The 21,098-nt window shown below is 63.4% G+C and carries 19 protein-coding genes and 2 pseudogenes; 5 read left to right on the top strand and 16 right to left on the bottom strand.

The window, feature by feature from the left end; translation table 11 throughout:
• Positions 1 to 70 precede the first annotated feature (70 nt).
• From VXM67_RS23905 to VXM67_RS23945, 9 genes are all read right to left on the bottom strand, one after another.
• Positions 71 to 1,231 (bottom strand): D-alanyl-D-alanine carboxypeptidase family protein, encoded by a 1,161-nt coding sequence (locus VXM67_RS23905; RefSeq protein WP_023382525.1) that lies wholly within the window; start codon positions 1,229 to 1,231, stop codon positions 71 to 73.
• 156 nt (positions 1,232 to 1,387) lie between these two features.
• Entirely contained in the window at positions 1,388 to 2,389 is a 1,002-nt protein-coding gene (locus VXM67_RS23910) for a septal ring lytic transglycosylase RlpA family protein (protein ID WP_023382526.1), read from the bottom strand.
• Positions 2,389 to 3,399 carry a lytic murein transglycosylase B gene (mltB, locus tag VXM67_RS23915; protein WP_104883254.1) on the bottom strand — a complete coding sequence of 337 codons (1,011 nt, stop codon included), beginning with the start codon at positions 3,397 to 3,399 and terminating at the stop codon, positions 2,389 to 2,391. The genes VXM67_RS23910 and mltB overlap by 1 nt, the downstream gene beginning before the upstream one ends.
• Before the next feature lie 17 nt (positions 3,400 to 3,416).
• A complete protein-coding gene (gene rodA / locus VXM67_RS23920; RefSeq protein ID WP_049818786.1) occupies positions 3,417 to 4,520 on the bottom strand; it encodes a rod shape-determining protein RodA in 1,104 nt (367 codons plus the stop codon).
• A 38-nt stretch (positions 4,521 to 4,558) separates the two neighbouring features.
• A complete protein-coding gene (mrdA, locus tag VXM67_RS23925; protein WP_023382529.1) occupies positions 4,559 to 6,448 on the bottom strand; it encodes a penicillin-binding protein 2 in 1,890 nt (629 codons plus the stop codon).
• Positions 6,449 to 6,465: 17 nt separating this feature from the next.
• A complete protein-coding gene (gene rlmH / locus VXM67_RS23930) occupies positions 6,466 to 6,933 on the bottom strand; it encodes a 23S rRNA (pseudouridine(1915)-N(3))-methyltransferase RlmH (protein WP_023382530.1) in 468 nt (155 codons plus the stop codon).
• Between the two features lie 9 nt (positions 6,934 to 6,942).
• Positions 6,943 to 7,362: a ribosome silencing factor gene (gene rsfS / locus VXM67_RS23935; protein ID WP_023382531.1), complete on the bottom strand. Its 420-nt coding sequence runs from the start codon at positions 7,360 to 7,362 to the stop codon at positions 6,943 to 6,945.
• 43 nt (positions 7,363 to 7,405) lie between these two features.
• A complete protein-coding gene (gene nadD, locus VXM67_RS23940; protein ID WP_049818785.1) occupies positions 7,406 to 8,098 on the bottom strand; it encodes a nicotinate-nucleotide adenylyltransferase in 693 nt (230 codons plus the stop codon).
• On the bottom strand, positions 8,067 to 9,338 hold the full coding sequence (locus VXM67_RS23945; protein WP_367237415.1) for a glutamate-5-semialdehyde dehydrogenase: 1,272 nt from the start codon (positions 9,336 to 9,338) through the stop codon (positions 8,067 to 8,069). The genes nadD and VXM67_RS23945 overlap by 32 nt, the downstream gene beginning before the upstream one ends.
• A gap of 286 nt (positions 9,339 to 9,624) precedes the next feature.
• Between VXM67_RS23945 and VXM67_RS23950 the strand changes: the two are divergent.
• Together VXM67_RS23950 and VXM67_RS23955 are read left to right on the top strand one after the other, a co-directional pair.
• Positions 9,625 to 10,318 (top strand): annotated as a pseudogene (locus VXM67_RS23950) (DNA-3-methyladenine glycosylase).
• Positions 10,319 to 10,321: 3 nt separating this feature from the next.
• The gene (locus VXM67_RS23955) at positions 10,322 to 11,638 is read left to right on the top strand and encodes a bifunctional DedA family/phosphatase PAP2 family protein (protein ID WP_023382535.1); all 1,317 of its coding nucleotides are present in this window, start codon (positions 10,322 to 10,324) and stop codon (positions 11,636 to 11,638) included.
• 109 nt (positions 11,639 to 11,747) lie between these two features.
• On the opposite strand, the gene VXM67_RS23960 is transcribed toward VXM67_RS23955, so the two are convergent.
• Genes VXM67_RS23960 through VXM67_RS23970 form a run of 3 tightly spaced genes read right to left on the bottom strand, consistent with a single transcriptional unit; the run spans position 11,748 to position 13,426 of the window.
• Positions 11,748 to 12,338, bottom strand: a complete 591-nt coding sequence (locus VXM67_RS23960) for an LON peptidase substrate-binding domain-containing protein (protein WP_023382536.1) — start codon at positions 12,336 to 12,338, stop codon at positions 11,748 to 11,750.
• 9 nt (positions 12,339 to 12,347) lie between these two features.
• Positions 12,348 to 13,064, bottom strand: a complete 717-nt coding sequence (locus VXM67_RS23965) for an LrgB family protein (RefSeq protein WP_023382537.1) — start codon at positions 13,062 to 13,064, stop codon at positions 12,348 to 12,350.
• Positions 13,061 to 13,426: a CidA/LrgA family protein gene (locus tag VXM67_RS23970; protein WP_023382538.1), complete on the bottom strand. Its 366-nt coding sequence runs from the start codon at positions 13,424 to 13,426 to the stop codon at positions 13,061 to 13,063. Before VXM67_RS23970 ends, VXM67_RS23965 begins: the two co-directional genes overlap by 4 nt.
• A 143-nt stretch (positions 13,427 to 13,569) precedes the next feature.
• On the opposite strand from VXM67_RS23970, the gene VXM67_RS23975 reads away from it, so the two are divergent.
• From VXM67_RS23975 to VXM67_RS23985, 3 genes and pseudogenes are all read left to right on the top strand, one after another.
• Entirely contained in the window at positions 13,570 to 14,025 is a 456-nt protein-coding gene (locus tag VXM67_RS23975; protein ID WP_027907495.1) for a MaoC family dehydratase, read from the top strand.
• Positions 14,026 to 14,094: 69 nt separating this feature from the next.
• On the top strand, positions 14,095 to 15,828 hold the full coding sequence (locus tag VXM67_RS23980) for a C13 family peptidase (RefSeq protein WP_023382540.1): 1,734 nt from the start codon (positions 14,095 to 14,097) through the stop codon (positions 15,826 to 15,828).
• A 27-nt stretch (positions 15,829 to 15,855) separates the two neighbouring features.
• Positions 15,856 to 16,499, top strand: a pseudogene (locus VXM67_RS23985) (oxidoreductase).
• 82 nt (positions 16,500 to 16,581) lie between these two features.
• Here VXM67_RS23985 and VXM67_RS23990 read toward each other — a convergent pair.
• From VXM67_RS23990 to VXM67_RS24005, 4 genes are all read right to left on the bottom strand, one after another.
• Positions 16,582 to 16,869 carry a YceK/YidQ family lipoprotein gene (locus VXM67_RS23990; protein WP_367237417.1) on the bottom strand — a complete coding sequence of 96 codons (288 nt, stop codon included), beginning with the start codon at positions 16,867 to 16,869 and terminating at the stop codon, positions 16,582 to 16,584.
• Positions 16,866 to 17,495 carry a flavin prenyltransferase UbiX gene (ubiX, locus tag VXM67_RS23995; RefSeq protein ID WP_023382543.1) on the bottom strand — a complete coding sequence of 210 codons (630 nt, stop codon included), beginning with the start codon at positions 17,493 to 17,495 and terminating at the stop codon, positions 16,866 to 16,868. Before ubiX ends, VXM67_RS23990 begins: the two co-directional genes overlap by 4 nt.
• The gene (mpl, locus tag VXM67_RS24000) at positions 17,492 to 18,841 is read right to left on the bottom strand and encodes a UDP-N-acetylmuramate:L-alanyl-gamma-D-glutamyl-meso-diaminopimelate ligase (protein WP_023382544.1); all 1,350 of its coding nucleotides are present in this window, start codon (positions 18,839 to 18,841) and stop codon (positions 17,492 to 17,494) included. Before mpl ends, ubiX begins: the two co-directional genes overlap by 4 nt.
• Positions 18,842 to 18,907: 66 nt before the next feature.
• The gene (locus tag VXM67_RS24005) at positions 18,908 to 20,845 is read right to left on the bottom strand and encodes a sigma-54-dependent Fis family transcriptional regulator (protein ID WP_023382545.1); all 1,938 of its coding nucleotides are present in this window, start codon (positions 20,843 to 20,845) and stop codon (positions 18,908 to 18,910) included.
• Positions 20,846 to 21,098: the final 253 nt, after the last annotated feature.

The raw sequence follows: 21,098 nt of genomic DNA on the forward strand, positions 1-21,098 counted from the left end.
AAACGGCCTCGTAAGCCGTGGCAACAACAACGCTCCCGCAACGATGCGCGGGAGCGTGGCAGGTCACGTATCAGTTGAACAACCCGTAGAAGAATAGACGAATGCTATCCCACATACGGCGGATGAAACCACCTTCCTCGACGCCGTCGAGGGCGATCAGGTCGGCGCTGTGAACCACGTTTTCGTCCAGTTTGACTTCCACTTTGCCGATCACGTCACCTTTTGCGATCGGTGCGGTGAGCTGCGGGTTCATGGTCATCGAAGCCTGCAGACGCTTCAATTGGCCTTTAGGCATAGTCAGGGTCAGGTCGTTGGCCAGACCCGCTTTCACCTGGCTGGTGGCACCCTTCCAAACCGGCGCCTGGGCCAGTTCGGTACCCTTCTGGTAGAAGGTCTGGGTTTCGAAGAAGCGGAAACCGTAAGTCAGCAGCTTCTGGGTCTCGGCGGCACGGGCTTGCTCGCTGTTGGTGCCGAACACCACGGCGATCAGGCGCTGGCCGTCACGAACGGCCGAAGCCACCATGCAGTAGCCCGCTTCGTCGGTGTGGCCGGTCTTCAGGCCGTCGACGGTCTTGTCGCGCCACAGCAGCAGGTTGCGGTTAGGCTGCTTGATGTTGTTCCAGAAGAACTCTTTCTGCGAGTAGATGGCGTAGTGGGCCGGATCCTCGTCGATGATCGCACGCGCCAGCAGGGCCATGTCGTGGGCCGAAGAGTAGTGCTCCGGGTTCGGCAGGCCGGTCGGGTTCATGAAGTGGCTGTTGCTCATGCCGAGGTCGGCGGCGGTCTTGTTCATCATGTCGGCGAACGCGTCTTCGCTGCCGGCGATGTGCTCGGCCAGGGCGACGGAGGCGTCGTTACCCGACTGGATGATGATGCCGTGCAGCAGGTCGCTGACGGTGACCTGGCTGCCCACTTTGATGAACATGCGCGAACCACCGGTGCGCCAGGCGTTTTCGCTGACGGTGACCGGGTCGTTCTCGCCGATCTGGCCACGGCGGATGTCCAGGGTGGCGATGTAAGCGGTCATCAGCTTGGTCAGGCTGGCTGGCGGCAGACGCTCGTCACCGTTGTTCTCGACCAGCACGTTGCCGCTGGACGCGTCCATGAGTACGTAGGACTTGGCCGCCAGCTGCGGTGGCGATGGCATCATCTGCTCCGCCGCGAAAGCGGCAGGCGTGATCATCAGCAGTACGGGCAGGCAAAGTCGTTTGGCAAGCTTGGTGATGTTCATCCGTCTCTCGAAAATCGCTAATGGTCTGATGCCCGGAGGGCAAGGGTTCCCTGGCCGGCAGCAAAAGCGGCCATTGTACATGCCTGCGCCCGCCAATTCATGACAAAACCGACAGTTTGGCATGGTTCAGTACCGGCCCTGTTGCCGTCGACAGGGTCAGTCAGCTGTGACCAGCTTTGCCTGCCCCAAGTTCGCCAGGCGAATGCTGTCCTGAGCCTGCTGGATCTCGCCCTGGCTGCCGATCGGTCCCAGGCGAACACGGTGCAGGGTCTGCTGGTTACGCACGATGGAACTGATGAACACCGGGGCGCTGACCATGGTGCTCAGTTTCGAACGCAGCAGCTCGGCGGCGTCCGGGTTGGCGAACGCCCCCACTTGCAGGAAGCTGCCGCCGTTGCCGCTTGGCACATTGTTGCCGCCAACCTGCACCGGCACCACAGGTGCGGCGTGCTGCTGCGGCGGCGGCGTCCACTGCTCGACGCGCCCGGTGCTGGCCGGAATCGGCTGAGCCTGGGCCACCTGAGGCTCCTTGAGCATCAGGGGCGGCTGCTGGCCACGCTGGGCCCACCATTGCTGCGGGTCGATACCCTCGACCCGCACGTGGGCGGTACCGATCTCGGCGTAACCGAGCTTCTTCGCCGCCGCGTAGGACAAGTCGATGATCCGGTCCGAATAGAACGGTCCACGGTCATTGACCCGCAGGATCACACTGCGGCCGTTGGCCAGGTTGGTCACTCGCACATAGGCAGGCAGCGGCAGCGTCTTGTGCGCCGCGCTCATGCCATAGAGGTCATAGAGCTCGCCATTGGCGGTGTTCTGACCGTGGAACTTGGTGCCGTACCACGACGCCGTGCCTTCGGCGCGGTAATTGCGCGCGTCTTGCATCGGGTAGTAGGTCTTGCCCAACACCGTGTACGGGTTGGCCTTGTAGGGACCGGTGTGCACGGTGGGCGTGGCATCGGGGATCTTGTTCACGTCCACGTCCCACCAGGGCGCACCGTCCTTGTGGGCACGGTTGATATCCAGTCCAGGCTGGGAACGGACCACGTTACCGCTCTGCTGGGAGGTTGGGCGGCTGGACGAACAACTGGCCAGCGCCAGGCCGACCGCGACACAGGTCAGCAACTTGAAGGAGTTGGCAGAGATGATTGCGCGCATTACTTGACGCCCCGTGCTTGAACCAGCTGTTCCGAAAGCTGATGCACCGCCATGGCATACATCACGCTGCGGTTGTAGCGAGTGATCGCGTAGAAATTCTTCAGGCCCATCCAATATTCGGGGCCGTTTTCACCTTCCAGGCGGAAGGCGGTCACTGGCAGATCATCGCGCAGCGCATCATGACTCGACCAGCCTAGCGCTCGCAACTCCCCAACCGTCTTCACCGGCTCGATGCCGGTCGTCAGCCCCTGATCGGCCTGTGTACCGGCCACCTGGGCCCGACTGACCACAGGCTCGCCAGCTACCCAGCCATGGCGCTTGAAATAGCTGGCGACGCTGCCGATGGCATCATCGGGATTGTTCCAGATGTTGATGTGGCCATCGCCGTCGAAGTCGACCGCATAGTTACGGAAACTGCTGGGCATGAACTGCGGCAGCCCCATGGCACCGGCGTAGGAGCCCTTGAGGGTGAGCGGGTCGAGCTGCTCCTCGCGGGACAGCAACAGGAACTCGCGCAGCTCTTTGCGGAAGAACTCGGCACGCGGCGGATAATCGAAGCCCAGGGTCGACAGGGCGTCGATGACCCGGTAATTGCCCGTGTTGCGACCAAAGAAGGTTTCAACACCAATGATGGACACGATCACCTGGGCAGGCACGCCGTATTCCTGCTCGGCACGGGCCAGGGTCGCTTCGTGCTGGCGCCAGAAGTCCACGCCGCGGGCGATGCGTGCGTCGGTGATGAACATCGGCCGGTAGTCCTTCCACGGCTTGACCCGCTCGGCAGGGCGGGAAATCGCGTCGAGAATCGACTGCTTGCGCTGGACCTCGCCGAACACGGCCATGAGCTGCTCGCCGGCAAAACCGTAGTCACGGGTCATTTCGCTGACAAACTCGGCCACCTGGGGCGAGCCCTCGTAATCGCCGGCATTGGCTTGCTGGACAGCGCCAAACAGGCCCAACGCGCCAATCCAAGGCGCAAAACGGGCAGCCCAGCCACGCACTGCTTGCATGAAAATTTTCACCTTATTCAAACTTGCGCGATCCATTTGCGGTGCGTGTGGATCGACATCAGAACGCCAAACGCTGACAGCAGCGTCACCAACGAAGTTCCGCCATAGCTAATGAAGGGCAGCGGCACGCCCACCACGGGCAACAGGCCGCTGACCATACCGATATTGACGAATACGTATACAAAGAAGGTCATGGTCAGGCTACCTGCCAGCAGCTTGCCGAACAGGGTCTGGGCCTGGGCCGTGATCATCAGGCCACGACCAATGAGCAACAGGTAGATCAGCAGCAGCAGGCAGATGCCCACCAGGCCGAACTCCTCGCCGAGCACCGCGATGATGAAGTCGGTATGGCTTTCGGGAAGGAAGTCCAGGTGCGACTGGGTACCCAGCAGCCAGCCCTTGCCGAACACGCCACCGGAGCCGATTGCGGCCTTGGACTGGATGATGTTCCAGCCGGTGCCCAGCGGGTCGCTTTCCGGGTCGAGGAAGGTCAGCACGCGCTGCTTCTGGTAGTCATGCATGACGAAGAACCACATGGCCACCGCCACGGGCACCGCCGCCGCCAGCACGCTGATGATCCAGCGCCAGCGCAAGCCGCCCATGAATAGCACGAAGGCCCCCGAGGCCAGGATCAGCAGTGCTGTGCCGAGGTCAGGCTGGCGCACGATGAGTATGAACGGCACACCGATCAGCACCAGGCTGATGGCCACATGCTTGAGGTGTGGCGGCAAGGTGCGCTTGGACAGGTACCAGGCGATGGTCGCCGGCATGATGATCTTCATGAACTCTGACGGCTGGAAGCGGATCACCCCGGGGATGTTGATCCAGCGCGTGGCGCCCATGGCGTTATGGCCCATGACGTCCACCACGATCAACAGGAACACCCCGGCCAGGTAGGCCAGCGGAACCCAACGCGCCATGAAGCGTGGCTCGAGCTGGGCGATGATGAACATCGACACCAGACCGATGCCGAACGAGCTGGCCTGCTTGAGCAGCAGGTCCCAGTTCTTGCCACTGGCCGAATAGAGGACGAACAGGCTGCCGGCCGCGAGGGTCAGCAGGATGACCAGCAAGGGGCCGTCGACGTGGATGCGCTGCAGGAAGCTGGCGCGTCGACGCATCACGTCCTCGCTGGAGAGCATGCGATCGAAATTGTTCTTCACTGAGCCGTTTCCTGGGCAACGGTGGCAGGCGCGAACTCAGGCTTGAGCCGGCCGTTTTCGTCGAGCAGCCAGGCGTCCATGACCTGACGCACCACCGGGGCGGCGACACCAGAGCCGGATTCACCGTTCTCGACCATCACCGAGACCACGATCTTCGGATCGTCAGCCGGGGCGAAGGCAACGAACAGCGCGTGGTCGCGATGGCGCTCCTGCAGTTTGTTGCGGTCGTACTTCTCGCCTTGCTTGATCGCTACCACCTGCGCGGTACCGCTCTTGCCGGCAATCCGATACTGGGCACCCAGGGCAGCCTTGCGTGCTGTACCTCGGGCGTTGTGCATCACTTGCTCCATGCCATGGGTGACCTTGGCCCAATCGGACTTGTCACGCAGGACGATGTTCTCCATGGGGTTGTCGTCCACCGGGGGTTGACCTTCGATGGTCTTGGCCAGGTGCGGACGGTTCCACACGCCCTTGTTGGCAATCAGCGCGGTGGCCTGCGCCAGCTGCAGCGGCGTGGCCTGCATGTAGCCCTGGCCAATACCCAGGATCAGCGTCTCACCGGGGAACCAGGCCTGGCGACGGGTGGCGCGTTTCCACTCGCGGGACGGCATCAGGCCGGCCGATTCCTCGAACATGTCGAGGGAGACCTTCTGCCCGATACCGAACTTATTCATGTAGCTCGACAGCCGGTCGATGCCCATCTTGTGGGCAAGATCGTAGAAGTAGGTGTCGTTGGAACGCATGATGGCGGTATCCAGGTCGACCCAGCCATCGCCGGTGCGGTTCCAGTTGCGGTACTTGTGGTCGTAGTTGGGCAACTGGTAGTAACCCGGGTCGAACACCCGGCTGCTGGCGTTGACCACGCCACTGTCGAGGCCGGCGATGGCCACGGCAGGCTTGATGGTCGAGCCAGGCGGATACAAACCGCGCAGCACGCGGTTGAACAGTGGTCGGTCGATCGAGTCACGCAGCTCGGCATAGGCCTTGAAACTGATGCCGGTGACGAACAGATTCGGATCGAAGCTTGGCTGGCTGACCATCGCCAGCACCTCGCCGGTGCGCGGGTCAAGTGCGACCACCGCGCCACGCCGGCCACCCAGCGCTGCCTCGGCAGCCTCCTGCAGCTTGATATCCAGGCTCAGGACAATGTCCTTGCCCGGTTTCGGGTCGGTGCGCTTGAGCACCCGCAGCACACGGCCACGGGCGTTGGTCTCGACTTCCTCGTAACCTACCTGGCCATGCAGCTCGGCTTCGTAGAAGCGCTCGATGCCGGTCTTGCCGATGTGGTGGGTACCGCTGTAGTTCACCGGGTCGAGGGACTTGAGCTCTTTCTCGTTGATGCGCCCGACATAGCCGACCGAGTGGGCGAAGTGCGCACCTTGCGGGTAGTGGCGCACCAGCTGCGCAACCACTTCCACGCCAGGCAGGCGGAACTGGTTGACCGCCACGCGAGCGATCTGCTCTTCGTTCAGCTCGAACAGGATCGGCACCGGCTCGAACGGCCTGCGACCCTGGCGCATGCGCTTCTCGAACAGCGCGCGATCGTCGGGCGTCAATTCCAGCACTTCGACGATGGTATCCAGCACTTCCTGCCAGTTACCCGCACGTTCCCGGGTCATGGACAGGCTAAAGCTGGGCCGGTTGTCGGCGACGATCACGCCATTGCGGTCGAAGATCAGCCCCCGCGTTGGCGGGATGGGCTGGACATGCACCCGGTTGTTCTCGGACAACGTCGAGTGATAGTCGTACTGGATGATCTGCAGGTAGTACAGCCGCGCGATCAGCACGCAGATGAGCAACATGATCGCAACCGCGCCGACCACGACGCGGTTGCGCACCAGGCGGGCGTCTTTCTCGTGGTCCTTGAGACGGATCGGCTGCGACATCGGGCGGGCTTACAGGCTCATTTGTGATAAGGATGCCCGGACAGCACGGTCCAGGCGCGATAGATCTGCTCGCCGATGAGTATCCTTACCAATGGGTGCGGCAGGGTCAACGGCGACAGCGACCAGCGTTGCTCGGCGCGTGCACAGACTTCAGGCGCCAGCCCTTCCGGGCCACCCACCATCAAATTCACCGTGCGCGCGTCCAGGCGCCAGCGGTCCAACTCGGTCGCCAACTGCTCGGTGCTCCAGGGCTTGCCATGGACCTCGAGCGTGACGATGCGTTCCCCAGGCTGAACCTTGCTCAGCATGGCTTCGCCCTCCTGACGGATCAGGCGGGCGACGTCGGCATTCTTGCCACGAGTGTTCAGCGGGATTTCCACCAGCTCCAGCGACAGCTCAGGGGGCAGGCGCTTGGCATATTCATGCCAACCGTCCTCGACCCACTTGGGCATGCGCGAGCCGACCGCGATCAGGCGCAGACGCACGACGCTTCCTTATTCCCGATCCTTGAGCTTGTCGGAGTAGTCGTGGCTGTTCTCCGGGCTGTGGTGCTTGCCATCGGCCGAACGGCTCTGCTCGGCGCCCAGCCACAGACGCTCCAGGTCATAGAACTGACGGGCAGCGGCGGTCATCATGTGCACGATGACGTCGTTCAGGTCCAGCAGCACCCAGTCGCTGTCGCCCTTGCCTTCTTCACCCAGAGGCTGAGCGCCCTTGGCCTTGACCGCTTCACGGACCTTTTCCAGCATCGCGTTGATCTGACGATTGGAGGTACCGGTGGCAATGATCATGTAGTCGGTCAGGCTGTGCTTGTCGCGCACGTCGATGACCTGGATGTCCTGGGCCTTGACGTCTTCCAGCGCTGCCTTGGTCAGCTCGACCAGCTCTTCGCCATTGATTTTCTGCTTGCTCATAAAAAACTCTTTCAACTCGTTAGGTGAGGTGCCTGCGGCACCGTCAGTTAGGGGCACGGTACAGGTCGTGCGCCTCGATATAGGCCAGTACGGCGTCCGGCACCAGGTACCTCACCGACTTGCCGCTGGCCAGCAGCTGTCGGATCTGAGTAGCCGACACCGCAAGCGGCGTCTGCCAGACGAACGAAATATTCCCCGCCGGGCCGGACATGGCGGTGGGATCGCTCTCCGAGCGCGCCGCCAGAAGGTTGCGCAGCTCGTCAGGGGGTTCTACGTCGGCATCCGGGCGTTGCAGCACCAGGATGTGACAGTGTTGCAACAGCTCTTCCCAGCGATGCCAGCTAGGTAGGCCACAGAAGGCATCCCAACCCATCACCAGAAACAATTGGTCGGCAGCGCCCAGCTCGGCACGGATCGACTCCAGGGTATCGATGGTGTACGACGGCTTGTCGCGCTCCAGCTCCCGGGCATCCACGCTCAGGCATGCGACGCCTTGAACCGCCTCGCGAACCATCGCCAGCCGGTCCTGCGCCGCCACCTGCGGGGTGTCGCGGTGCGGTGGCCGGGCGTTGGGCAGCAGGCGCAACTCATCCAGCGCCATGAACTCGGCAACCTCCAGCGCGCTGCGCAGGTGGCCGATGTGCACGGGGTCGAATGTGCCGCCTAGAACGCCAATGCGCCGGACTGCCTGGGCCTTGCTCAACTCAGCAGGACTCCTGGCCGCGTAGCTGGCCATCACCGATCACCACGTACTTCTCGCAGGTCAGCCCTTCCAGGCCGACCGGGCCGCGAGCATGCAGCTTGTCGGTGGAAATGCCAATCTCAGCACCCAGGCCATATTCGAAACCATCGGCGAAGCAGGTCGGGGTATTGAGCATCACCGATGCGGAATCGACCTCGGCCATGAACTGGCGGGCCTGCCCCTGGTGTTCGGTGATGATCGAATCGGTATGGTGCGAGCCATAGTGGTTGATGTGCTCGATGGCCTGGTCCAGGCCGTCGACCACTCGAATCGACAGGATCGCGTCGAGGTACTCGGTGTGCCAGTCGTCCTCGGTGGCCGGCTTGGCATCGATCAGCGCCTGGGTGCGTTCGCAACCGCGCAGCTCGACCCCTTTCTCGGCGAAGCGGCGGGCCATTTTCGGCAGGAAGCCTTCGGCCACGCGCTGGTCGACCAACAGGGTTTCCATCGCCCCGCAGATGCCATAACGGTAGGTCTTGGCGTTGAAGGCCACACGCCAGGCCTTGTCGAGGTCGGCATGCTCGGCCACATAGACGTGGCAGATGCCGTCGAGGTGCTTGATCACCGGGACCCGGGCGTCACGGCTGATGCGCTCGATCAACCCTCGGCCACCACGCGGCACGATCACATCGACGAACTCCGGCATGCTGATCAAGGCGCCCACGGCTTCGCGGTCGGTGGTCTCGACCACCTGCACCACCGCCGCCGGTAGGCCGGCCTCAGCCAAGCCACGTTGAATGCAGGTGGCGATGGCGCGGTTGGAGTGGATGGCCTCGGAACCACCGCGCAGGATGGTGGCGTTACCCGACTTCAGGCACAGGCTGGCAGCATCGATGGTCACGTTGGGACGCGACTCGTAGATGATCCCGATCACACCAAGCGGCACGCGCATCTTGCCCACCTGGATGCCCGACGGGCGGTAGCTCATGTCACGGATCGCACCGACCGGGTCCGGCAGGCTGGCCACCTGGCGCAGGCCGGTGATCATGCCGTCGATACGCGCCGGGGTCAGCGCCAGGCGGTCCAGCAGGGCTGGCTCCAGGCCATTGGCACGTCCGGCGGCCAGGTCCAGTTCGTTGGCTGCGGCGAGCTCGTCACGGGCAGCATCCAGCGCATCGGCGGCAGCTTGCAGGGCGCGGTTTTTCTGCGCGGTGCTGGCACGGGCGATCACCCGGGAGGCCTGGCGAGCAGCGCGACCCAAACGGGTCATATAGTCAAGAACGGACTCAGTCATGGGTTCGGTGTCTTGGCGAAGGGGAAATCGGCTGATTATAACTGTCGCGCAGGTATACGCCCAGCGGCGGGTGGCGGATGGTAGAAAATGGTAGCGGGGAATGCCTGGGAAAGATGTAACCGCTCTTATCGAAATTGCTTCAAGCCACCTCGACCTGATCGCCGGCAAGCCGGCTCTACCGGGCCTTGGACTGACTTGCCGCGATGCGACGGCATTTCCTCAGCTTCAGCCTCGGTTAAGCCAATCATTGTTATCATCGCCGCCTCTGAAACGACGAACCGCCAGCATGCCAGCTACCGCACCCTGCCCTGCCCGCGCCCTGCCCGACAGCTTCTTCGACCGCGACGCCCAGACGCTCGCCAAGGACCTGCTGGGTAAAGTCATCCGCCATCGCCACGGCGACCTGTGGCTGGCGGCGCGCATCATCGAAACCGAGGCCTACTACCTGACCGACAAAGGCAGCCACGCCTCGCTCGGCTACACAGACAAGCGCAAGGCACTGTTTCTCGATGGCGGGCACATCTACATGTACTACGCCCGCGGCGGCGATTCGCTGAATTTCAGCGCCCAGGGTCGCAGGCAATGCGGTGCTGATCAAGTCGGGCTATCCGTGGGTGGACGCCCTTTCGGATGCCAACAGCCTGGCACGGATGCAACTGAACAACCCCGATGCCAGCGGCAACCTGCGCCCGGCCGAGCGCCTGTGTGCGGGCCAGACGCTGCTGTGCCGGGCGCTGGGCCTGAAGGTACCGCGCTGGGACGCCCAACGCTTCGACCCCGAAAACCTCTATGTCGAAGACTGCGACATACAGGTCCCTCGGATTGTGCAATGCGCCCGACTGGGCATTCCCACAGGCCGCGACGAGCATCTGCCGTACCGCTTCGTCGACGCCGAGTACGCCCGCTTCTGTACCCGGAACCCGCTGCGCCGGGGACAAGTCGAAGGGCATGATTTCTTCACTCTCGAACAAGGAAGCTGATAGATGGGCCAATGGCTCGATAGCCTGACTGGCTGGCTCAGCGCCAACCCTCAGTGGCTTGGCCTGGCAATTTTCCTGGTGGCCTGCGTGGAGTGCCTGGCCATCGCCGGCATCATCGTGCCAGGGACCGTGCTGCTGTTCGCCGTCGCCGTGCTCGCGGGTAGCGGCACGTTCGGCCTTGGCGAAACGCTGCTGCTCGGTTTCCTGGGCGGCCTGCTCGGCGATGCGATTTCGTACACGATCGGCAAGCACTTCCACCAGAACATCCGCCGCCTCCCCGTGTTGCGCCACCACCCGGAATGGATTGGCAGCGCCGAAAACTACTTCCAACGCTATGGCATCGCCAGCCTGCTGGTAGGCCGCTTCATCGGCCCGCTGCGCCCGATGCTGCCCATGGTCGCGGGCATGTTCGACATGCCCCTGCCGCGCTTTATTGCCGTCAGCCTGGTGGCGGGCGCCGGGTGGTCAGTGGCGTACCTGCTGCCAGGCTGGGCCACCGGCGCGGCCATGCGCCTGCCTCTGCCGGAAGGCTTCTGGCTGGATGCAGGAATCATCGGCGGCAGCCTTGCGGTGCTGATCGGTCTGAGTCTGAGCAGCAGCATTCGCGATCAACGTCATGGCACACGGCTGATCGCCGGCCTGAGCTTCCTGGCGCTGCTGGGACTGTTCCTTGGCTGGCCTTATCTGCATGAGTTCGATCAAGGCGTGATGAGCCTGGTCCAGGAGCACCGCAGCCAGGTCATCGATGGCGCCGTGGTGCTGGTGACCCGCCTGGGCGATTTCCGTACCCAGCTGTTCCTCGGAGGGTTGCTCACTGGCTTGCTGCTGCTTGCCCGCCAATGGCGCCATGCGCTGTTTGCCGGCGGCGCACTGATGGGAACGGCCATTGCCAATGGCACACTGAAATGGTTGTTCGCCCGGGCTCGACCTGAGGTGCTGACCGACCCATTGACCAGCTACAGCATGCCCAGCGGGCACAGTTCGGCCTCGTTCGCATTCTTCGTGGTGCTGGCGTTGCTGGCCGGACGCGGGCAGCCACCGAGGATGCGCCTGACCTGGGTGCTGCTGGGCTGCATTCCTGCCCTGGCCATTGCGCTGTCGCGAGTGTATCTGGGGGCGCACTGGCCGACTGATATTCTGGCCGGCGCATTGCTGGCTTGCTGCGTCTGCGCGGTCAGCCTGACGCTGGCCCAGCACCGCCAGCCGCTGGGTGCCTTGCCGCTGCGAGTGTGGTGGCTGGTGTTGCCGGCCTGTATCGCGCTACTGGCGTTCTTTGCCCTGCATGCGCTGCCTCAGGCGTTGTTGCGGTATCAGTATTGAGCCTGGCGGGGGTTGTTGGCGCCTGTGAGAGCGCGCACCGCCGGTGCGGCGCATCGCGAGCAAGGCTCGCTCCTACGCTAGTGAGGGGCCTTGCTCGAATCGATGACCTTCAGGCAAACAGCTCACCCTGGATGCGCTCCAGCAGTTTCTGGATTTCAGCCAACCGCTCCTGAGGCGAGTCGATCGCCAGCAAGTCCAGCTTGTCCTCCTCCATGAACGGCAACAGATACGCCAGCTGATTAGACAAGGCCTGCCGCCCATCGACCTCCCGAGGCATGTCCAGAGCTTCGACCATCGGGTGCTCACCCAAGGCCACCAGCAACGCCAGCAGGTCATCATCGTGCTCGGTCAAAGGGCTGTCGGCCTGCTCCGGCAACCAATTGACTTCCCCGACCAACAACTGGTCCTTCTGCACCTCGGTCTGGCTCAGCTCGAAGCGTCGAACACCTTCCACACGAATACCCAGCAGGCCGTTCTCCTGCTGCACGAAATCGCGAATCATCGCTTCGCAGCCAATCGACGCGACCACTGGCGGCGCCTTGCCGACCTGCTCGCCTTCCAGGATGCAGACCACTCCAAAACCTTCGCCCTTCTTCATGCAGCGCCCGATCATGTCCAGGTAGCGCGCTTCGAAGATCTGCAAGTCGAGCAGGCAGCCGGGAAACAGCACGGTATTGAGGGGAAACAGCGGTAGCGTCATCACAACTCCTCAGGCCACCAGGCTGACGGCCAAGGGCAGGAATACTGCCGTGGCCACGCCCATCAGGCTCATCGCCAGCGCTGCGAAGGCGCCGCATTCGTCACTTTCCTGCAAGGCCACCGAGGTCCCCACGGCGTGCGCCGTGACGCCCAGGGACATGCCGCGCGCCTCGGGGTTGTGGACCCCGAAACGGGTCAGCAAGGCCGGGCCGAAGATCGCCCCGATCACCCCGGTAATCAACACGAACACCGCCGCCAACGCCGCCACGCCGCCGATCTGCTCGGCCACCAGCATGGCGATTGGCGAGGTCACCGACTTCGGCGCCATGGTCATCAGAATCATGTGTTCGGCGCCAAACCACCTGCCCAGCAGTAGGCAGGCCACAGTCGCGAACAAGCCTCCGACTACCAGCGTAGTAAATGTCGGCCAGAACAACTGCCGGATCCGTCGAAGGTTCAGATACAGCGGTACCGCCAAGGCTACCGTGGCCGGGCCCAGGAGGATGTTCATGATTTCGGTGCTCTTGCGGTATTCGGCGTAATCGATGCCGCAGGTCAGCAACACGCCGATCACCAGCACCATCGACACCAGCACTGGCTGCAGGAAGATCCAGCGAGTCTTCTCATAGGCGGCCAGCACGATCTGGTAGGCCCCCAGCGTGATGCCTATGCCGAACAGCGGGTGATGGATAACAGCATCGAGCGCGCCTTGCCAATCGAGGTTCATGGCCGCTCCTCGCCGCGCTGGCCTTGGCGCTGCATGAGCTTCTGCATGAGCACGCCGACGAACACCAGGGTCACCAGGCAAGAAATGAACAGAGCACCCACGATGGCCCAGAAATCGGCGGCGATATCCTTGGCATACACCATCACCCCCACCGCTGGTGGCACCAGCAACAGCGGCAAGTAGCGCAGCAGGCTGCTGGCCGCTTCGTTCAACGGCTGGCCCACTTCACCGCGGGCCATCAGGAAGCACAACAACAGCAGCAGACCGATGATCGGCCCCGGCAGGATCGGCACGAACAAATGGTTGATCGCCGTACCCAGCAGCTGAAACAGCACTAGCCAGGTCAAACCACGCAACAGCATAAGCATCTCCTTCGGGCATGGCGGCCATTATAAGCACGCCCGACTGATAAGCCGATATTCGCCGAAAAGCTGGCAACTTGACTGGAACGGTTCATCGTGCTGATCTTGCACCTTCGTACCAAAAGACAACTTGGAGAGTCGCGATGCCTTATGTACCGGTTACAGAGCTTTCGCAGTACGTTGGTAAGGAACTGGGGCGCTCCGCGTGGTTGAAGATCGACCAGCAGCGCATCAACCTGTTCGCCGAGGCCACCGGCGACTTTCAATTCATCCATGTCGACCCGGAAAAAGCCGCGAAAACCCCATTCGGCACGACCATCGCCCATGGTTTCCTGACCCTTTCGCTGATCCCCAAGCTCATGGAAGACATTCTGGTCATGCCAGAGGGCCTGAAGATGGTCGTCAACTATGGCCTGGACAGCGTGCGCTTCATCCAGCCAGTGAAAGTCGACAGCCGGGTGCGCCTGAAAGTCGAGTTGGTCGATGCCCTCGAGAAGAAACCAGGCCAGTGGCTGCTAAAGGCCACCGTCACACTGGAAATCGAGGGCGAAGAAAAACCGGCCTACATCGCCGAGCCGCTGTCGCTCTGTTTCGTTTGACCTCTCATCAGGGCCGCAAAGCGGCCCATTCTGCGGCATACTCGGCAGATCTATTGCCCGGATCCCGCCATGCGTCCACTGCTCCCCCTAGCCCTGACCCTGTTACTCGCTGCCTGCGGTGATGGCGAATCGCTTCTTCCGCCGGATGCACGTCTGCCTGACGGAGGGCGCTACCGCGGTGAAGTGGTCAATGGCTTGCTGCAGGGCGAAGGGCGTATCGACTACCCCAACGGCAGCTGGTACGCCGGCACGTTCAAGGATGGCCAATGGCACGGCCAAGGTGAGTGGCATGGACGCAACGGCGAGGTCTATCGAGGGCAATTCGCCGAAGGCCTGTTCCAGGGGCTGGGCGACCTGACGACGCCTGGCAGCCATTATGCCGGCACCTTCAGCCATGGCCGCCGGGACGGCGAGGGCACGCTCAAGCAAGCCGACCAGACCTACCGCGGCCAGTTCAAGGACGACCTGTACGAAGGCGCCGGCGAACTGGAACTGGCCGATGGCAGCCGCTACCAGGGCCTGTTCGCCAGGGGCAAGCCCAACGGGGCGGGCGTGCGCAGCGATGCCAGTGGCAACCAGTTCAGCGGCCGTTTCGTCGACGGCCTGCTGCAAGGCAGCGGCACCTACGACAGCGTCGATGGCGAACAGTACATCGGCGAATTCAAGGACAACCGCCTGGAAGGCCGAGGGCGCTATGAAAACGCCGACGGCGATGTCTGGATCGGCGAGTTCAAGGATGGATCGCTCAGCGGCGAAGGTGAGTTGTTGGGCAGCGATGGCAGCCACTACAAGGGCAACTTCGTCGATTGGCGCCTGTCTGGCCAGGGCAACCTGCAGTTGGCCGATGGCAGCCGTTATATCGGCAGTTTCCAGAATGACGCCTATCACGGCCGCGGCAAGCTGATACAGGCCAATGGCAAGGTCGAGGCCGGGTACTGGGTCAACGGTGTGCGCGTGCGCGACCAGAAAGGCACTTTGCTGCCCGACCCGCTGGACCTGGCCCTGCTCAATCAGGGCCGCCTGCTGGAAGACGCCCTGGCCAAGGTACCTCGCTCCGCCCCGCCCGTTCAGCTGTACAGCCTGGTGGTTGGCGGCGATGGCCAGCAAAGCGTCTTCCTGCGCGAAGCAGACTATGTCAGCAACATGCTCAAGGTGCGCTTCGGCGCCCGGGGCCAAGTCACCCTGGTCAACCATCGCGACCACATGACCACGCGCCCCATGGCCACCCGCGAGAACATCACCCGTGCCGCCCGCATCCTCGCCGAGCGCAGTGGCCCGGAGGACCTGGTGTTCATCTACCTGACCAGCCATGGCAGCCAGGACCACCAACTGGTACTCGACCAGCCGCGCCTGCAACTGGCCGACCTGTCCGCCGATGAACTGGCCAGCGCACTGGCTCCGCTCAAGGAACGCGACAAGGTGATCGTCATCTCCGCCTGCTATTCCGGTGGCTACATCACCCCGCTCAAGGATGATCGGACGGTCATCATGACCGCGGCACGTGCCGATCGGGTGTCCTTCGGCTGCTCCGAGGAAGCGGATTTCACCTACTTTGGCGACGCCCTGTTCGCCGAGGCGCTGAACCAGACCGACGATTTGAAACTGGCGTTTGAACTGGCCCGGACCAGCGTTGCCGAACGTGAACGAAGGGAAGGTTTCGAAGCCTCGGAGCCTCAGATATGGGCACCACCCGCAGTACTGGCACACTGGCAGCAGTTGCGCCGACAGCAGGCCGAGGAAGCCTTACGTAACGCGGCACAAGCCCCTGTGGGGGAGCAGGCAAAAAAGCCCGGCAACCACTAAGCTTGTGTGTAACAAGGGAGAGACATCATGTACTTGACGCCTCAGCATGTCCTGCTTGCCGGAGCCACGGGCCTGACGGGTGAACACCTGCTCGACCGCCTGCTCAACGAACCCACCATCAGCCGCGTGCTGGCGCCTACCCGCCGCCCCCTGGCCGAGCACCCACACCTGGAAAACCCGGTCGGCGACCCTGCAGTGTTTCTCCCCCAGCTGGCCGGCCGGGTCGACATCGCCTTCTGTTGCCTGGGGACCACCCTCAAGCAAGCGGGCTCCGAATCCGCCTTCCGCGCGGTCGACCTGGACATGGTCGTGGCATTCAGCAAGCGTGCCCGGGAAATGGGCGCTCGGCACCTGCTGGTGGTCAGCGCCCTGGGTGCCGATCCCAAGTCGTCGATTTTCTACAACCGGGTCAAGGGTGAAATGGAAGAAGCCCTCAAAGCCCAGGATTGGCCGCAACTGACCATCGTACGGCCGTCGCTGCTGCTGGGCGAACGTGTCGAGCCGCGGCTTGGCGAACGATTGGCGTCGCCATTTGCCCGTCTGATCCAGGCAAGTACCGGGGCATCGAAGCCTGCACCCTGGCGCGGGCGCTCTGGCGGCTGGCGTTGGAGGAAGAGGACGGCGTGCGGATTATCGAGTCCGACGAGTTGCGAAGGCTGGGCAAGAAGTAGGCGCCGCCGAGGGCTTCTGCGCGGGTGAAACCGCTCGCACACGCCTTCTCGGCACTTTAGGCAGCAGACCTGCTTTGGGCCATCAAAGGCCGCCGGTGGCCTGAAACCCAACCCCCGCCGCCGTCAGCAGGGACAACGGCAGCAACAGGGTATCGAGCAACAGGCTACCCGGCAGGTCCAGCCCAGGATACGCCGGCGCCTCGGCGCCGAAGCGGTCCTTCGGGCAGCACCCGCCGTTGATCACGTACACGTCCAGACGCGTGCCGGCATATACCAGCGGTGCGCCCGGTTTGTTGGTATCCAGCGTACGCACCGTCGCACAACCGCCGAGCAACAGCGTGGCGAGCAGCCCGACCAGCGCCGGCTTCAATCATCGACCCCGAAGTGGTGCTCGCCCCAGCGCGGTAGCATGTCCTGCGGAATATTGAGCAGGTTGAGGATGCGCGCCACCACGAAGTCGACCAGGTCGTCGAGGGTCTGCGGCTGATGATAGAACCCCGGCGCCGCCGGCAAGATCACCGCCCCCATCTGCGACAGCTTGAGCATGTTTTCCAGGTGGATGGTCGAGAGCGGCGCCTCCCTCGGCACAAGAATCAACTGGCGACGCTCCTTGAGGGTGACATCCGCAGCCCGCTCGATCAGGTTGTTGCAAGCACCTGTAGCGATCGCCGACAACGTGCCGGTGGAACACGGCACCACCACCATTGCCGCCGGGGCTCCCGAACCGGAGGCGACTGGCGACATCCAGTCCTCCTTGCCATACACACGGATCTGCCCATCGGCTGCGCCAGTGTACTCGGTCAGAAACGCCTGCATGGCCTGGGGCTTGGCCGGCAACACCACGTCGGTTTCGGTGGACATGACCAGTTGCGCTGCCTTGGAAATCAGGAAGTGCACCTCACGGTCCTCGCGCACCAGGCAGTCGAGCAGGCGCAGGCCATACTGCGCCCCCGAGGCACCGGTCATGGCCAGTGTGATGCGTTCCGGCCCGCTCACTTCAAGGCCTCGGCCAGTTTGCCGTGCAGGCCGCCAAAGCCGCCGTTGCTCATGATCACCACATGGGTGCCCGGACGCGCCTGGCCCTTGACCCGCTCGATGATCGCCTCGAGGCTGTCCGCCACGATCGCCGGCACCTTGCACTGCGCAGCAGTGGCCGCCAGGTCCCAGCCCAGGTTAGGCGGCGCATACCAGATCACTTGGTCGGCATCCGTCACACTGCCGGGCAAACCCTCGCGGTGGGCGCCGAGTTTCATGGAATTGGAGCGAGGCTCGATCACGGCGATGATCGGCGCCTCGCCTACCCGCTTGCGCAGGCCATCAAGGGTGGTGGCAATGGCCGTCGGGTGGTGGGCGAAGTCGTCGTAGAGGGTCACGCCCTGCACTTCGGCGACCTTTTCCATGCGCCGCTTGACGCTCTTGAAGGCACTCAGGCCCTCGATCCCCATGGCCGGTACCACGCCCACATGGCGAGCGGCGGCCAGGGTCGCCAGCGCGTTGGCGACGTTGTGCTGGCCGGTCAGCGCCCAGTCCACCACGCCCTGCGCCTGACCTTCGAACAGCACTTCGAAGCGCGAACCATCGGCGCTGAGCAGCTTGGCTTGCCATTGGCCACCTTCGCCGGTGGTTTGCACCGGGGTCCAGCACCCCATGCCGATCACCCGCTCGAGTGCCGGCTCGGTGGTGGGATGAATGACCAGGCCCTCGCTGGGGATAGTGCGCACAAGATGGTGGAATTGCCGCTCGATGGACGCCAGATCAGGGAAGATATCCGCGTGATCGAACTCAAGGTTGTTCAGAATCGCAGTGCGTGGGTGGTAGTGGACGAACTTGGAGCGCTTGTCGAAGAAGGCGCTGTCGTACTCGTCAGCCTCGACCACGAAGAACGGGGTGTCGCCCAGGCGTGCGGACACCGAGAAGTTCTGCGGCACCCCGCCGATCAAAAAGCCCGGACTCATGCCCGCATGCTCCAGCACCCAGGCCAGCATGCTGCTGGTGGTGGTCTTGCCGTGGGTACCCGCCACGGCCAGGACCCAACGCCCCTGCAAGACATGGTCGGCCAGCCACTGCGGGCCGGACACATATGGCAGGCCTTTGTTCAGCACGTACTCCACGGCCGGGTTGCCGCGCGACATGGCGTTACCGATGACTACCAGATCCGGCGCCGGGTCGAGCTGAGCCGGGTCGTAGCCCTGGGTCAGTTCGATGCCCTGGGCCTGGAGCTGGGTGCTCATCGGCGGATAGACGTTGGCGTCCGAGCCGGTGACGCGGTGGCCGAGCTCTTTGGCCAGCACCGCCAGCGAGCCCATGAATGTGCCGCAAATACCGAGAATGTGAATATGCATGGTCGACCTCGCAAAACTTCGAGGCAGGGTAGCCCAGGGCGCAGGAAATCGCACCCGCTGTTTCGCTCAGACGACCCTGGCGATGCCGTGTTTACGCAGTTTTCGATACAAGGTATTGCGGCTGATCCCCAGATGCTCGGCGACATGGGTCATGTGCCAGTGTTTTGCCTCTAATGTGGCCAGCAGCGTGTCGCGTTCGGCACTTTGCAGCGGCGCGCCCATCGCCAGCACGCCTCCGCCCTCAGCGGCGGTGTCGTCAACGTCGCGATCGAGGGTGGCGCCTTCGCGTACGATGGCAGGGAGATCGAGGTATTCGATGCGGCCGTCGTCACACAGCGCCACCAGAGTGCGCAGCACATTGCGCAGCTGCCGCACGTTCCCCGGCCAGGCAAAGCCCAATAATGCCTGACGCGCCTCGGGGGCCAATTGCACGACCTGCCCCTGCGACTCCTGGCGTAACAGGAACTCCAGCAACTGCTCTTTGTCGCTTCGCGCGCGCACCGCCGGCAGCGCTACTTCAAGGCCGTTGAGGCGGTAGTAAAGGTCTTCGCGGAAACAGCCCTGCTCAACCCGCTCGAGCAGGTCTCGGTGGGTGGCGCTGATGATGCGTACATCCACTGCCTGGGGCTCACCGCCGATGGGCACCACCTGGCGCTCTTCCAACACGCGCAGCAAGCGGGTTTGCAGGGCGAACGGCATGTCTCCGATTTCGTCCAGCAACAAGGTGCCGCCATCGGCCTGAAGCAGCTTGCCGCGCATGCCTTCCTTGCGCGCCCCAGTGAAACTCCCACCGCGATAGCCGAACAACTCGCTCTCGATCAGGCTCTCTGGGATCGAGGCGCAGTTGACCGCCACGAACGGCTTGCCACGGCGTTGGCTCGCCTGGTGCACGGCCTGGGCGAAGGCCTCTTTGCCACAGCCGGTCTCACCGCGCAGCAGCAAGGGTACATCACGCTCGAACACCCGCACCGACCTGCGAAACTCATGCTGCAGCGCCGGGTCGAGCAAGCAAATGCCCGGCTCTGCCACAGTGGGAGCCTGAGGCAAGCTCACCGGCACCGACCACGCCGGCGCCCGCGCCCGACCGCGCAGGCTGGCAAACACCAGGCGGCCATCACGGGTATGCAGCGGCCAGGCGGTGCTGCCCTGGGGCTGGGCCCGGCTGAACAAGTCGTCATGACTGCAGGCGAAGAACTGCTCCATCGGCTTGCCCAGCAACCCGCCACGAACGGTGCCCAACAGGTTCAGTGCGCTCTGGTTGGCCGCGCAGATGCGCCCTTCGCCATCGAAGGCCAGCAACCCTTCGCTGAACAGCCCCACCGACTCGGCCTGCAAGTGAAAGCGCAGCAGCCACTGCTGCTCGAAATGGCGCAGGAAGTAACAGCTTTCGATCATCTTGGCCGACAGGTTGACCAGCGCCATGGTGTGGAACTGGCTCTGGCGCGAGACGTCAGGCCGCGCCGACGACACATCGAGCACCGCCAGCAACTCGCCATGGGGGTCGAAGACCGGGCTCGCCGAGCATGTCAGCCCGGTGTGGCGGCCACGGAAGTGCTCGTTCTGGTGGATGGTCAACGCCTGGCGCTCGACCAGACACGTGCCGATGCCATTGGTGCCCTCACGGGCTTCGCTCCAGTCGGCGCCCAGCCACAGGCCGGCGCGCTCGAAACTGCGGCGCTCGGTAGGAGCAGTGACACAATTGAGGATGACCCCGCGAGCGTCGGTCAACAGCACCGCGTGGCCGGCACCGGAGAGTTGCTGATGCAGGCTGTTCATTTCGCTATCGGCGATCTTGAGCACCTGGCGCAGGCGCTCACGGCTCTCCAGCAGACGCCCATGCTCAAGCACCACAGGGGCTTCGATCAGCGCCGGATCGAGGTGATAGTCCTCCAGGCAACGCAGCCAGGAACGGGCGATGGAGGGATCGCTGCCGGCGCCGCCCGCCTCGCCGCGGGCGACGGTATGCACTTGCTGGGCATGGCTGCTGAACGGGTTGCTCTGCATTTGTTGTTGTTCTCCGCAGATAGAGATTCCCGTCAGCATCCTCCACCTGACCTTCCATTGCAATGGCACCGGGACTGCCCAGTCACACAGCGTGTCGCAAACGGTACAAAGTGTCACCCACCCCGTGCCAACGCTGGCACAGCACACGCCTGGCGCGCCTGTAAAACTGTCCCAACTCATTGATTTACAAGGGGTGCAAAGCACTGGCCCAACCTTTGCTCTACGCTTTACCAGCTCCCTAACAAACACAATA

The sequence above is a fragment of the Pseudomonas sp. Rh2 genome (genome assembly GCF_040762985.1).
Taxonomy (GTDB): Bacteria; Pseudomonadota; Gammaproteobacteria; order Pseudomonadales; family Pseudomonadaceae; genus Aquipseudomonas; species Aquipseudomonas taiwanensis.

Bases quoted from the DNA above. Each gene is read 5' to 3' on its own strand.
- VXM67_RS23945 (WP_367237415.1), bottom strand. From the start codon at position 9,338: ATGACTGAGTCCGTTCTTGACTATATGACCCGTTTGGGTCGCGCTGCT.
- VXM67_RS23955 (WP_023382535.1), top strand. From the start codon at position 10,322: ATGGGCCAATGGCTCGATAGCCTGACTGGCTGGCTCAGCGCCAACCCT.
- rodA (WP_049818786.1), bottom strand. From the start codon at position 4,520: ATGCGTCGACGCGCCAGCTTCCTGCAGCGCATCCACGTCGACGGCCCC.
- mpl (WP_023382544.1), bottom strand. From the start codon at position 18,841: ATGCATATTCACATTCTCGGTATTTGCGGCACATTCATGGGCTCGCTG.
- VXM67_RS23905 (WP_023382525.1), bottom strand. From the start codon at position 1,231: ATGAACATCACCAAGCTTGCCAAACGACTTTGCCTGCCCGTACTGCTG.
- VXM67_RS23965 (WP_023382537.1), bottom strand. From the start codon at position 13,064: ATGAACCTCGATTGGCAAGGCGCGCTCGATGCTGTTATCCATCACCCG.
- VXM67_RS23910 (WP_023382526.1), bottom strand. From the start codon at position 2,389: ATGCGCGCAATCATCTCTGCCAACTCCTTCAAGTTGCTGACCTGTGTC.
- VXM67_RS23960 (WP_023382536.1), bottom strand. From the start codon at position 12,338: ATGACGCTACCGCTGTTTCCCCTCAATACCGTGCTGTTTCCCGGCTGC.
- mltB (WP_104883254.1), bottom strand. From the start codon at position 3,399: ATGCAAGCAGTGCGTGGCTGGGCTGCCCGTTTTGCGCCTTGGATTGGC.
- VXM67_RS23975 (WP_027907495.1), top strand. From the start codon at position 13,570: ATGCCTTATGTACCGGTTACAGAGCTTTCGCAGTACGTTGGTAAGGAA.
- rsfS (WP_023382531.1), bottom strand. From the start codon at position 7,362: ATGAGCAAGCAGAAAATCAATGGCGAAGAGCTGGTCGAGCTGACCAAG.
- VXM67_RS24005 (WP_023382545.1), bottom strand. From the start codon at position 20,845: ATGCAGAGCAACCCGTTCAGCAGCCATGCCCAGCAAGTGCATACCGTC.
- VXM67_RS23980 (WP_023382540.1), top strand. From the start codon at position 14,095: ATGCGTCCACTGCTCCCCCTAGCCCTGACCCTGTTACTCGCTGCCTGC.
- nadD (WP_049818785.1), bottom strand. From the start codon at position 8,098: ATGGCCAGCTACGCGGCCAGGAGTCCTGCTGAGTTGAGCAAGGCCCAG.
- mrdA (WP_023382529.1), bottom strand. From the start codon at position 6,448: ATGTCGCAGCCGATCCGTCTCAAGGACCACGAGAAAGACGCCCGCCTG.
- VXM67_RS23970 (WP_023382538.1), bottom strand. From the start codon at position 13,426: ATGCTGTTGCGTGGTTTGACCTGGCTAGTGCTGTTTCAGCTGCTGGGT.